The following is a 12,404-nucleotide window of genomic DNA, read 5'->3' as shown; positions in this document are numbered from 1 at the left end:
GCCCGCGCGATTGGCGTGCGGGCCCGGTTTCGTTTCGCGGGGGGCGGGACCAAAGGATTTCGATGCGTTTCGTTCCCCTGCTTGCCGCCGCGCTGTCTGCGGTCCTTGCCGCGTGCCAGCCGGTGCCGGCGCCGCACATATCCAACGCGCCGCCTCCTGCATTCCGCGCGACGCCCGAACAGACGGCGTTTGCCGACGATCTGTCGCAGCGTACCTTTCGCTATTTCTGGGACACCACCTCCCCCACCACTTGCCTGGCGCCGGATCGCTGGCCGTCGGCGCCGTTTTCGAGCGTCGCGGCGATCGGCTTTGCGCTGACCGCCTACGGCGTCGGTGCCGAGCGCGGCTATGTCACGCGCGAGGCGGCTGCGGCGCGGACTGCTGCCTGCCTCGACTATCTCTACGCGCTGCCGCAGGGGCCACAGGCGTCGGGCGTGGCGGGGCACAAGGGCTTCTTCTACCACTTCCTCGATTTCGAGCGCGGGCACCGCTACCGCACCGTCGAACTGTCGAGCGTCGACACCAGCCTGATGCTGGGCGGCGTACTCTTCGCGCAAAGCTATTTCGACCGCGACACGCCCACCGAACGCCGCATCCGTGCGGCGGCGGAGCGGCTGTACGCGCGGGTCGACTGGACGTTCATGCTGCGCCCCGCCGGCACCCCGCGCGCGATCAACCTGCCGTCATCGCAGGGGCTGTCGATGGGGTGGAAACCCGAGCGCGGGTATGAGCCGCACGACTGGGTCGGCTATAACGAGGGCATGCTGGTCTATGTGCTGGCGCTCGGCTCCCCGACGCATCCGGTCGCGAAGAGCGCGTGGGACAAGGGCTGGATGCCGGGGCTGGCGGACAGCTGGGCGACGTACATGGGCCAGACCTATGCGACATTCGAGCCGCTGTTCGGGCATCAGTACAGCCATGTCTGGATCGACTTCCGCGGCATCCGCGAGCCGTTCATCGCGTCCAAGGGCATCGATTATTTCGAAAACAGCCGCCGCGCGACCTACGCTCAACAGGAATATGGCCGGCGCAATCCGTTGGGCTGGACCGGCTATTCCGCGGATCTGTGGGGGTGGACCGCATCGGACGGGCCGGAGAATTCGGACACGCGCGTCGTCAACGGGCGGGTGCGGACGTTCCAGACCTATTCCGCGCGCGGCGTCAGCCCCGGCGTCGTCCGTGACGACGGCACGCTGGTGCCGACCGCGCCCGGCGGGTCGATCGCGTTTGCGCCAGAGATCGCCTTCACCACGCTGATGGCGATGAAGGCGCGCTATCCGCGGGTGTGGGACCGCTACGGCTTCAAGGACGCCTTCAACCCCAGCTTCACCTTCACCACGCCGCCCAGCCGATCAGGGACGGTCGATCCGAGGTCGGGGTGGGTCGCGAACGATTATCTCGGGATCGACCAGGGGCCGATCCTGGCGATGCTGGAGAACCAGCGCAGCGAATTGGTGTGGCGGACGATGCGCAAGAATCCGCATATCCGTCGCGGACTGGAGCGGATCGGCTTCACCGGCGGGTGGCTGGCGAGACGCACGTCCTGAGGTCGCCGTGCTCCCGCGCAGGCGGGAGTCCGGAGTCACAAGCCGCAACCCCTCGGCCCTGGGCTCCCGCCTGCGCGGGAGCACGATGGTAAGCGGTCATTCAGAACCCGGCCGTTGGTGGCGATGCGCTTGGCGAGAGACGGTCCGACGCCCTCCGACCGCCAGATCAACGTCACCCCGGTCTTGTGCCGGGCTGACGAGCGGCGTGGCGGGTCAGTCGTTCAGCACGGCGCCGTTCGTCGCGATCACCTGGCTGTAGAGTTTCGCGCTGTCCTTCGGCGTGCGTTCCTGGGTCGCGAAATTGACGTGGACCATGCCGAACCGCTTCGAATAGCCGAGCGACCATTCGAGATTGTCGAACAGCGACCACAGCATATAGCCGCGCACGTCCACGCCTTGGGCAATCGCGTCGCTAACGGCGGCAAAGTGTTTTTTCAGGTACGACACGCGCAACGGATCATGGACCGCGCCGTCCTCCGCCTGGGGCGGGTCGTAGAAGGCGGCGCCGTTTTCGGTGATGTAGAGCGGCAGGTCGCCGTAGCGATCCTTGAACCAGACGAGCAGATCGGTCAGCCCCTGCGGATACACTTCCCAGCCGGTTTCGGTGTAGGTCGCGTCTTGGCGCACCGGGCCGGCATTCAGCGGCCAGCTGGCGTCGGCGGTGACGACGTTGCGGGTGTAGTAATTGATGCCGACGAAATCGAGTCGCTGGCGGATCAGCGCCATGTCGTCGGTCGGCCATTCCGGCCACGCCTCCCCGAAGATCTCGCGCAGTTCGTCGGGGTAGGTACCGAGCATCGCGGGGTCGAGATACTGGCGATTCATGTACGCGTCCGCCCGCGCAGTCGCGGCGGCGTCGGCTGCGCTGTCGGTGGCGGGATATTTGGGCTCGATGTTGACGACCAGGCCGATCTGGTGGGCGCCCACCTCTCGGTACACCTGCACCGCCCGCCCGTGCGCGCGCATCAGGTTGTGGCTGGCGATCGGTGCCTCGAACATGTTGCGGTGGCCGGGCGCCAACGCGCCGTGGAGATAGCCGCCGTCGGTCACCACCCACGGCTCGTTCAACGTCACCCATTTCTTCACGCGCCCGTCCAGCGCCTGGAACATCACGCGGGCATAGTCGGCGAACCACTCCGCGCTGTCGGGGTTGAGCCAGCCGCCGCGATCATCGAGCGCGGCGGGCATGTCCCAGTGAAACAGGGTACACAGCGGCTCGATGTCGTGGGCGATCAGCGTATCGACCAGCCGTTCGTAGAAAGCGAGACCGGCGGCGTTCACTCGCCCCGTGCCTTGCGGAAGCACGCGGCCCCAGGCGACCGAGAAGCGATACGCCTTCAGCCCCAGCGCCTTCATCAGCGCGACGTCGCTTTCCATGCGGTTGTAATGATCGCAGGCGACGTCGCCGGTATCGCCCTTGGCCGCCATCAGCCGCGGGTCATGGCTGAACCGCTGCCAGATGCTGGGACCGGCACCGTCGGCTAGCGGCGACCCCTCGATCTGATAGGCGGCGGTGGCGGCGCCCCAGAGGAAATCGGCGGGGAAGGAAACGCGGGTCATCGAACATCCTGTACTGGGGAGGAGGTGGAAGGCGGGGTTATCCCTTCACGCTGCCGGCGAGCAGCCCGCGCATGTAGTAGCGTTGCAGCGCGAGGAAGAGGATGAGGACGGGGAGCGTGGTGACGACGGAACCCGCCATCATCAGCTCGTTGTCCTGGACGTGCTCGCGGCTGAGGGCGGCGAGCGCGACGGGGAGCGTGTAGAGACGGTCGTCGCTGAGGATGATGAGCGGCCACATGAAGTCGTTCCAACTCCCCAGGAACACGAACAGTGCCAGCGCGACGAGGATCGGCTGCAGCGTCGGGAGCACGATCCGGCGCAGGATCGCCCCCTCCGACGCACCATCGACGCGCGCGGCCTCCAGCATCTCGGTCGGGATCGCGAGGCAATATTGGCGGACGAGGAAGATGCCGAAGATGCCCGCGAGCCACGGCACCAGCACGCCGGCATAGCTGTTGACCAGGCCCAGCGCCTTTAGCTCGAGGAACAGCGGCAGCATCCCGATCTGCCCCGGAATGACGAGTGCGGCGACGAGCAGCTGGAAGATGCGGTCGCGACCGCGGAAGCGCAGCTTGGCAAACGCATAGCCGGCGGGAACGACGAACAGCAGCGCGAGACCCGTGGCGAGGCTGGAGACCAGCAGCGAGTTGGCGAAATAGCGCCCGATTCCGTAAGTTTCGAACAGCGTGCGGTAATTGTCGAGCGTCGGGTGCGCGGGCACCAGCGGCGGCGGGAAGGCGGCGGCCTCCCCCGGCGCCATGAACGACACCGCCACCATCCACATCAGCGGCGCGAGCGTTACCAGCGCGACGACCACCGCTGCGGCATTCAGCAGGATGGCGCGCGCCTTCATTGCGGCGCCACCCGCTTCGCGAACCACAGCTGGAGCAGGGTCACGCCGAAGATCATGACAAACAACAGGAACGCGACCGCGCTGCCGGTGCCGAGGTTCCACCATTTGAACCCCTCCTCGTACATGAAATACAGGATGGTGACGGTCGACTGGTCGGGCCCGCCCTGCGTCATCACATAGGGTTCGGCGAAGAGCTGGAAGAAGCCGGCGATCGACAGGATCGACACCAGCAGCACCGTGGGAGCGATGGCGGGCAAGGTGACGTGGCGGAACCGCGTCCACGCCCCCGCCCCGTCGATCCGCGCCGCCTCATGCAGTTCCTGCGGCACCGTCTGGAGGGCTGCGAGGAAGATCACCATGTTGTAGCCGAACGTCTTCCACGCGACGAAAATCAGGATCGCGGGCATCGACGCGGTCGGGCTGCCGAGCCAGTCGACGGGGCCGATGCCGACGCTCGCCAGCGCATAGTTCACCAGCCCGTAGCGGGTGTGGAGCAGGTAGCGCCACACGACCGCGGTGGCGACCAGCGTGGTGACATAGGGTGCGAAGAGCGCGACCCGCCACACCGGTTTCCACCGGAGCGTGCGCGCGTCGAGCAGGACCGCCGCCGCGAGCGACAGCGCCACCGTCAGCGGGACGCCGAGCACCACGAACCAGAGCGTGTTGCGCACCGCCCGCCAGAACAGCGGATTGCCGAACAGCCGGGCGTAATTGTCGAGCCCGACGAAGCGCAGATTGCCGAGATCGGCGAGCGCGTAGATGTCGAAATCGGTGAAGCTGAGCAGCAGCGACGCGGCGGCGGGCAGCGCGAAGAACAGCGCGATCGCGGCGAGCGCAGGGGTCGTGAACACCCATCCGGCGCGGGTCTCGGCAGTCATGCCGCGCGGTCCTTTTCGACCATCCAGCGGCGCTTTTCGAGCAGGCGATCGACGCGGGCGTCGATCTCCGCGGCGGCGGAGTCGATCGTGCGGCTGCCGCGCACGGCCTGTTCGGCGACGATCTGCATCTCGCTGACGATGCGTTCCCATTCGGGCACTTTCGGCACCGCGCGCGCGCGCGCGAGCTGCACGCCGAACGGCGCCATCAGCGGGTCCGCCGCCAGGCCAGCCGCGCGCCATGCGCTCGGGCGCGCGGGCAGGTCGCCGGACAATTGCGCGAAACGGGCCTGCACGCCCACCGTTGAGAGGTGACGGACCAGCTGCCACGCCGCCGCAGGATCGCGCGCGGTGCGGCACACGACCAGGCTCGATCCGCCGGGTGCCGCAGCGCCGGGGCCGTCGGGGCCGGGCATCGGCTGCGTCGCCCATTTGCCGGTGAGGTCAGCGGGCAGTCGCGCCTTCAGATCGGCGACGGTCCAGGGGCCGGAGATATAGGCCGCGAAGAACCCCCGCGCGAATTCGGTCCAGACATTGGCGATCTGCGCCGCGGAGACGATCGGGGCCAGCCCCTCCCGAAACAGCGACACGTAGAAGGCGAGCGCAGCCTTGAACCCGGCGCTACGGAAATTGCCGCGGGTATCGTCATCGCGCAGCAGCGGCTCGCCGGTCTGGAGCGCTAAGGTCAACAGTTGCTCGAATTCGTTGACCGGCAACAGGATGGCGTAGCGCCCGTCGCCGCCGGCGCGCTTGACGGCGTGCAGCGCGCGCTTCCAACCGGCCCAGTCGGTCGGCAGCGTGTCATAGCCGGCGCGGGCGAACAGGTCGGTGCGCACGAACTGCAACCGTGTGTCGACGTACCAGGGCAGTGCCATCAGCCGTCCGCCAATGCGGTTGGTGTCGAGCACCGCGGGGAACTGGTCGGCGGTGAATGTGGCCGCGTCCGCGGGCAGCGGCGCGACTGCGCCCAGCGCGGTGAGCTCCGCGAGCCAGGTGTTGCCGATCTGCGCGACGTCGGGCAGCGAGCCCCCGGCGAACCCGGTCAGCAATTTCTCGTGCGCGCCGGTCCACGGCAACGCCTGCACGCTGACCGCGGCGCCCGGATGTGCAGTGTCATAGCCGGCGAGCAGCGCGGGGAGATGCGCGGCTTCGTTCCCCATCGCCCAGATCCGCACCGCGGCGGTGGCGGGGGGCGCACACGCTGCCAGCGGAGCGCCCAGCGCCGCCCCCAGCAGCGTGCGGCGTGCGATCACGCCGACCCCCGCACCACCAGTTCGGGGGCGAGCGTCTCGTCCGGGGGCGTCGCGACGCCGGGCTCGGCGATCAGCGCGGCCAGCCGCTCGAACGCGCGCGCGCCCAGGTCGGCGATGTGGACGCGCATCGTCGTCAGCCCCGGGGTCACGTAGCGCGCGATCGGCACGTCGTCGAAGCCAGCGACCGCGACGTCGCCCGGCACCGCCACCCCGGCGTCGGCGAGCGCCGCCATGCAGCCGACCGCCATCACGTCGTTGGCGGCGAACACCGCGTCGATGCCGCCGTCAGCAGCGATTGCGCGTCCCGCGGCCTCGCCCGCCGCCTCGGTGAAATCGCCCGCGAACACGCGCGGTGCGGTGTCGCCGACGAGCTCCGCCATTGCCGCGCGAAAGCCCGCGAGCCGCTGGTCGGCGTCGGAATTGCCCGACGGACCGGCGATGTGCGCGATCCGCCGGTGCCCACGCGCCACCAGATGCGCGACCATCGCGCGCGCGCCCGCGCCATTGTCGATCGACAGCGATCCGTGCCCGACCCCGGTGATGTGACCGTTGAGCACGACCGCGGGCAGCCCGCGCGGGAGGTTGGCGTTCAGGAAATCGGCATCGACGTCGGGCGACATGATGAGCAGCCCGTCGACCCGGCCCCGCATGGCCCGGATCGCGTGGGCGGTCTCGGCCCGCTCGCCATGCATGTTGGCGAGCAGCAGTTGCAGCCCGCCGGCATGCGCGACGCGGTCGATGCCGCGGATGATCTCTGAAAAGAACTCGCCGAACAGGTCGGGCAGCACGACGCCGATCGTGTTGGTCTTCGCCATCGTCAGGCTGCGCGCGCCGAGATGGGGGACGTAATCGAGCGCGGCAGCGGCGGCTTCGACCCGCTCGCGCGTCTTGGTCGTCACGTTGCTGTGGCCGTTCATCGCCCGGCTGGCGGACGCGACCGACACACCGGCAGCGCGCGCGACGTCGCGGATCGTGGCGGTCGCCTTCGTCACTTCGCCGTCTGCCCTCCCCGCCGCGCGGCGGGAACACCCCGCGCTACGGGGACAAGGTGTAACCGGTTACACATGCCGATGCCAATCGAAATCAGGCAGCCCGCGCGACCGCGCGGTTGCTCCGCGGGAAGGCGCGCCCGTCGGCATCGAACAGGTGCAGGCCGGACGCGGGCAGCGTCAGCGTGACGGTATCGCCCATCGCCGGCTGGACCCCGCCCGGCGCCTGCCAGACCAGGGGCTCACCGCCGCCGGCGTGGTCGAGATAGGCGAAGGTGGTGCCGCCCAGTGCTTCGACGAAGCGCACGGTCGCGGGAATCGCATTGTCGCCGCCGCCCGCCGCCAGCGCCTCAGGCCGGACGCCGACCATGACGGCATCGCCGACCGTAACCGAGCGCGCATCGGCTGCGACGCGCAACTGCGCGCCGCCCGCCAGCGTGACGACGGCCTCGCCATCGCCCGCCCCGACCAAAGTGCCGCCAAGAAAATTCATCCGCGGCGACCCGATGAACCCGGCGACGAACTGCGTCGCGGGATGATCGTACAGCTCCATCGGCGCACCGATCTGCTCGACCCGCCCGCCGTTCAGCACGACGATGCGGTCGGCCAGCGTCATCGCCTCGGCCTGGTCGTGGGTGACGTAGATCATCGTCGTCGCCAGCGCCTTGTGCAGGCTGGCGAATTCGTACCGCATCCGCACGCGGAGCGCGGCGTCGAGGTTCGACAGCGGCTCGTCGAACAGAAACACCCGCGGCTTGCGCACGATCGCACGGCCGATCGCGACCCGTTGGCGCTGGCCGCCCGACAGCGCCGCGGGCTTGCGCGCCAGCAGGTCGGTGATGCCCAGCGTCTCCGCCGCCGCCCGCACCGCCGCGTCGATCTCCGCCCGCGGCACCCGCGCCAATTTCAGCGCGAAGCCCATGTTCTCGGCGACGGTCATGTGCGGGTAGAGCGCATAGGACTGGAACACCATCGCGATGCCGCGGTCGCTGGGGCCGGCATCGTTCACGCGCACGCCGTCGATGGCGACGGTGCCGGCGTCCAGATCCTCGAGCCCCGCGATCGCGCGCAGCAGGGTGGACTTGCCGCAGCCGGACGGACCGACCAGCACCAGGAACTCCCCGTCGCGCGTTTCCAGGTCGATGCCGTCCAGCACCTGCGTCGCGCCGAACGCCTTGTGCGCGCCCGACAGGCTGACGATCGCCATCGCTCTCTCCCGTGCCGTCCGAGCGGCGCCGAGCAATTAGCCCCGATTGCCGGTTCGACGCCAGAGGGGTCCGAGCATCCGTCCGGCAACCGCCGTCACGCCGGGGCGCAGCAGCAGCCAGTCGCGGATCGCCGGCCCCTGTGCGGCGCCGATCGTTCGCTTGTAGCCGCTGTCGCCCGCGCCCCAATCGACGTGGGCGATGCCGTCGTCGATCCCGCGGACGAGGTTGCGGTAGTAGAGCAGCTTGCCCGGCGAATGCTTACCCACTGCCGGGTCGTAGCTGTTGGCGATAGCGTATTTGAGGGCGCCGGCGTTCATGTCGAACGAGAAGGCGGCCGGGGCGCCGTCGATGGTCAGCAGCGCCGCCCACATCATCTCGGCGAGCACCGGGTCGGCAGCGGCGGCGCGCCAGAACGCGCCGTGGCCGGCACGGGTGAATTTCGCGTCGCTACCGTCGGTCCGTGCGGCGATCCAGCTCGCCTCCTCGACCGCGGCGAGCGCATCGAACTGCGCATCGGACCAGTCGGCGCCGGTCACGAACCGCCAGTCGAGTGTTCCGTGAGCAGCGAGATGCTTTTCGTGGAAGCGGTTCTTCTTGAGGGTCGAGGCGCGCGGCCAGGCGCCCTCGGCACGCGCGGCATCGATGTCGAGCACGAAGCTGTCGGCGACGAAGCGGTCGAGCACCGCCCAGCCGCGCGCGCGAGCGGCGGCGATCAGCGGCATCACGCTGGCGTCGCCGTCATAGACCGGGCCGATGCGCAGGCCCCGCACGGCACCGCCGAGCGCCGCCAGCGCCGCATCGAACACCGCAGGCGGCGCCGCCTCCCGCACCGGAAAGCCGCGGAACGGCCAGTAGCAGCCGGGAATCTGGGCTAAGCCGAGCGCGGCCGGGCCGAAGCCTGCGAACGGCAGTGCCAGAGCGGGCACGCCCTCGCGCTCGACGATCAGCGTGCGGGGGTGGCCGCCATAGGCCGTGACCGCCGCGCCATACCAGCCGTAGCGCAGGAACTGGTGGGACGCGGGCGCGCGGTCGGCCACCGCGTCGATCGCGCCGGCGAGCCCGTCGAGCAGCAGCGCGGTGCAGGCGGGCGGCGACTGCGCAAAGTCGGTGATCGGCACGGGCTTGGTCATCGCGCCTGCGTGTACGCGCGGAGGGGTTACCAAGCGGTGATGCGAGGGGGCGTTTGCGCCGACCGGCAATTTGCCACCGCGGCCCCGCCCCTTTACCGTCGCGGCGATGATGTTCGACCCGCGCCTCGCCACCGTCGCCGCGACGATCCAGACCGCGATCGCGCCGGTGTTCCTGCTCGCCGGGATCGGCGCGATCCTGAACGTGCTCGCGGGGCGGCTGTCGCGGATCATCGACCGCACCCGCGCGCTGGAGGCGCTGCACCCGCGCTCGACCGGGCCCGAGCACGACCGTCACGTGTGGGAGCTGCGCATCCTCGACCGGCGCATCTCGGTCATCAACGCGGCGCTGAGCCTGTGCGTCGCGAGTGCCGTCGCGGTGTGCCTGGTCGTCGCGCTGCTGTTCGTCGCGCGGCTGGTCAACCTGCACATCGGCCAGGCGGTGGCGGTGATCTTCATCGCGACGATGGCGATGCTGACGACGGGGCTGATCCTGTTCCTGATCGAGGTGCGCATATCGCTGCGCGCGATCCACGTGCGCAGCGAACTGCTGGAGCGCGAGGGGCGATGAGGCGCGAGAGCGAGAAGCTGGCGCTGCAGATCACGCTGTCGCTGGTCCTGGTGCTGCCGTTCACCGCGGCGATCGCGGGCGTCGTGCAGGGGCCGCATTTCCTGGGCCACCCGCCGGTCGTGCCGGTCGATCTCGACAGCCATTTCCACTATCTCGCCGGCATCTTCCTCGCCAAGCTGCTGCTCTACGTCAGCTGCATCCCGCGGATCGAGCGCAAGGGCGCGCGGTTGCAGCTGCTGTGCCTGCTGACGGTCGCGGGCGGCCTGTCGCGGCTGTGGTCGCTGGCGAGCGCGGGCGTGCCGTCGCTCGGCCACCAGATCGGGCTGGTGATCGAACTCGGCATCGCGCCCGCCCTGCTGCTCTGGCAGATGCGGCTCGCCCGCCGGTTCTAGCCCGGCATGTCCTCCAGCTCGCGGCCCCGCGTCTCGGTCACCATCGCGCGCACGAAGAAGAAGGACACGAGCGCCGCCGCCGCGTAGAAGCCGTAGGTGACCGGCAGGCCGATCCCCGCGGCGAGCGCCGGAAACGACACGCTGATCGCGAAATTGGCGATCCACTGCGCGAAGCCCGCCACCGCCAGCGCCGACCCGCGGATCTGGTTCGGGAACATCTCCCCCAGCATCACCCACATCACCGGGCCCCAGCTGCCGTTGAAGAACACCACATAGGCGTTGGCCGCGACCAGCGCGATCGTGCCGGTGCCGTCCGACAGGCGCAGCGACCCGTCGACCAGCGTCGCGGTCGAGAAACACGCCGCCATCGCCGCCAGCGTCACTGCCATGCCCGCCGACCCGATCAGCAGCAGCGGCTTGCGCCCAATGCGGTCGATCACCGCGATCGTGCCGAGGCAGGCGAGGATCGAGAGCGTGCCCGACAGGATGTTGATGAGCAGCGCGTCGTTCTCGCTGAAGCCGACCGACTGCCACAGCACCGCGCCGTAGTAGAAGACGATGTTGATGCCGACGAGCTGCTGGAACACGGCGATGCCGATGCCCGCCCAGACGAGCGGGCGGACCCGGCCCGACGCGCGGTCGACCAGGTCGGACAGCCGCGGGCGGTGATGGTCGGCGGCGAGCGAGGCGCGGATCTCGGCCACCTTGCGCGCCGCCTCGCGCGCGCCGAACAGCCGCGCCATGATCGCTTCCGCTTCGGCATCGCGGCCCTTGGCGACCAGATAGCGCGGGCTTTCGGGGATTAGCGTTAGCGCCAGGAAATAGACGGCGGCGGGGATCGCCTGCATCCAGAACATCCACCGCCACGCGGGGTAGCCGAGCCACAGGGGCGCGGTCGAGCCGCCCGCGGTGTGGGCGAGCACGTAATTGGCGACGAACGCCCCGGTGAGCCCGGCGATAATCATGATCTGCTGCACGCTCGACAGCCGCCCCCGGATGCCGGCGGGCGTGACTTCGGAGATGTAGACCGGGGACAGCACGCTTGCCGCACCCACCCCGAAGCCGCCGATGACGCGCGCGACGATGAAGACGATCGAGCTGGGCGCGGCGCCCGCGGCGAAGGCGGAGACGAGGAACAGCAGCGCCGCGATCATCATCACCGTGCGCCGCCCGATCATGTCGGCCAGCCGTCCCGCCGCGAACGCACCGATCGCGCACCCGACCAGGATCGCGCCGACGTTCAGCCCGGTGCCGAGCTTCGACAGGTCGAACGCGCGCTCCAGCCCGTCCTGTGTCCCGTTGATGACGCCGCTGTCGTATCCGAACATGAACCCGCCGATCGTCGCCACCGCCACGATCGCGCCGATGAAGGCGAGGTTCACCCGCTCCCCTGCTGCCGTCGTCATGCCCTCTCCCCCAGCTCGCTGCCGGCGCACGATAGCGTGCCGCGCCGATTGTTCGAGGGGGTTTGTCCGTGGAGCCCGCGCTAGGGCGCCAGCGGGTAGCGTTCGAACCGCGGCACGGCGTGCGCGGTCTTCATCCAGCCGATTTCCTCCGCGGTCTGGACCTGGATGCCGAGCGGGATGGCATCGGGGTCGTCGAGCGTCGCGGTCTGCACGTCGATCATGCCCGGAAAGATCGTCTCGTTGGTGTAGAACAGGCTGGTCCCGCACGCGCCGCAGAAATGGCGCTGCGCAGTGGTCGAGGACGCATAGACGCTGGGCGTGCCGGTGATCGTCACCGCGTCGCGCGGTACCAGCGCCCATGCGACGACCGGCGCGCCGGTCGCGCGGCGGCAATCGGTGCAATGGCACAGCGCGTGATAGGCGACGTCGGCGGGCATCTCATAGCGGATGGCTCCGCAGTGGCATTGTCCCGTGGGCATCGTTTCGCCTCCCCGATCGAGTCGATACGTTCTATATATGTTCCAACGAGGCCTGTCGAGCCCGTGCCGGGGCGCGGCTCCTCCCCGCTGCGCACATCAGGCCCGGTCGCGGGGAGGGCGCCGCCGCCCCTTGCGGGTTCAGGC

Annotated in this window: 12 protein-coding genes; 3 read left to right on the top strand and 9 right to left on the bottom strand. The window is 69.5% G+C overall.

Features of this window, described 5'->3' with window-relative positions; all coding sequences use genetic code 11:
• Positions 1-62: 62 nt before the first annotated feature.
• Positions 63-1,547 carry a glucoamylase family protein gene (locus M9980_RS13265; protein ID WP_250751729.1) on the top strand — a complete coding sequence of 495 codons (1,485 nt, stop codon included), beginning with the start codon at positions 63-65 and terminating at the stop codon, positions 1,545-1,547.
• A gap of 213 nt (positions 1,548-1,760) precedes the next feature.
• Here M9980_RS13265 and M9980_RS13260 read toward each other — a convergent pair whose 3' ends face one another.
• From M9980_RS13260 to M9980_RS13230, 7 genes are all read right to left on the bottom strand, one after another.
• Positions 1,761-3,107: a GH1 family beta-glucosidase gene (locus tag M9980_RS13260; RefSeq protein ID WP_250751727.1), complete on the bottom strand. Its 1,347-nt coding sequence runs from the start codon at positions 3,105-3,107 to the stop codon at positions 1,761-1,763.
• Positions 3,108-3,144: 37 nt separating this feature from the next.
• Positions 3,145-3,960, bottom strand: a complete 816-nt coding sequence (locus tag M9980_RS13255) for a carbohydrate ABC transporter permease (RefSeq protein WP_250751725.1) — start codon at positions 3,958-3,960, stop codon at positions 3,145-3,147.
• Positions 3,957-4,838 carry a carbohydrate ABC transporter permease gene (locus tag M9980_RS13250; protein WP_250751722.1) on the bottom strand — a complete coding sequence of 294 codons (882 nt, stop codon included), beginning with the start codon at positions 4,836-4,838 and terminating at the stop codon, positions 3,957-3,959. The genes M9980_RS13255 and M9980_RS13250 overlap by 4 nt, the downstream gene beginning before the upstream one ends.
• Entirely contained in the window at positions 4,835-6,088 is a 1,254-nt protein-coding gene (locus tag M9980_RS13245; RefSeq protein WP_250751719.1) for an extracellular solute-binding protein, read from the bottom strand. The genes M9980_RS13250 and M9980_RS13245 overlap by 4 nt, the downstream gene beginning before the upstream one ends.
• The gene (locus tag M9980_RS13240) at positions 6,085-7,080 is read right to left on the bottom strand and encodes a LacI family DNA-binding transcriptional regulator (RefSeq protein WP_250751716.1); all 996 of its coding nucleotides are present in this window, start codon (positions 7,078-7,080) and stop codon (positions 6,085-6,087) included. Before M9980_RS13240 ends, M9980_RS13245 begins: the two co-directional genes overlap by 4 nt.
• 91 nt (positions 7,081-7,171) lie before the next feature.
• On the bottom strand, positions 7,172-8,284 hold the full coding sequence (locus tag M9980_RS13235) for an ABC transporter ATP-binding protein (RefSeq protein WP_250751713.1): 1,113 nt from the start codon (positions 8,282-8,284) through the stop codon (positions 7,172-7,174).
• Positions 8,285-8,320: 36 nt separating this feature from the next.
• Positions 8,321-9,415, bottom strand: a complete 1,095-nt coding sequence (locus tag M9980_RS13230; RefSeq protein ID WP_250751710.1) for a GNAT family N-acetyltransferase — start codon at positions 9,413-9,415, stop codon at positions 8,321-8,323.
• Positions 9,416-9,524: 109 nt separating this feature from the next.
• Here M9980_RS13230 and M9980_RS13225 point away from each other — a divergent pair, with 109 nt between their 5' ends.
• On the top strand, positions 9,525-9,983 hold the full coding sequence (locus M9980_RS13225; protein ID WP_250754959.1) for a DUF2721 domain-containing protein: 459 nt from the start codon (positions 9,525-9,527) through the stop codon (positions 9,981-9,983).
• Complete coding sequence (locus M9980_RS13220; RefSeq protein ID WP_250751707.1) at positions 9,980-10,375, top strand: DUF4345 domain-containing protein; 396 nt, start codon at positions 9,980-9,982, stop codon at positions 10,373-10,375. The genes M9980_RS13225 and M9980_RS13220 overlap by 4 nt, the downstream gene beginning before the upstream one ends.
• On the opposite strand, the gene M9980_RS13215 is transcribed toward M9980_RS13220, so the two are convergent.
• Positions 10,372-11,781 (bottom strand): sugar porter family MFS transporter, encoded by a 1,410-nt coding sequence (locus M9980_RS13215; RefSeq protein WP_250751704.1) that lies wholly within the window; start codon positions 11,779-11,781, stop codon positions 10,372-10,374. The two genes, M9980_RS13220 and M9980_RS13215, sit on opposite strands and share 4 nt — an antisense overlap.
• Positions 11,782-11,861: 80 nt before the next feature.
• On the bottom strand, positions 11,862-12,260 hold the full coding sequence (locus tag M9980_RS13210) for a GFA family protein (protein ID WP_250751703.1): 399 nt from the start codon (positions 12,258-12,260) through the stop codon (positions 11,862-11,864).
• Between the last annotated feature and the right edge of the window lie 144 nt (positions 12,261-12,404).

The sequence above is a fragment of the Sphingomonas donggukensis genome, assembly GCF_023674425.1.
GTDB lineage: Bacteria > Pseudomonadota > Alphaproteobacteria > Sphingomonadales > Sphingomonadaceae > Sphingomonas > Sphingomonas donggukensis.
The sequence above is the reverse complement of the archived record's forward strand: the minus strand, read 5'-3'. Positions and strand labels throughout refer to the sequence as shown.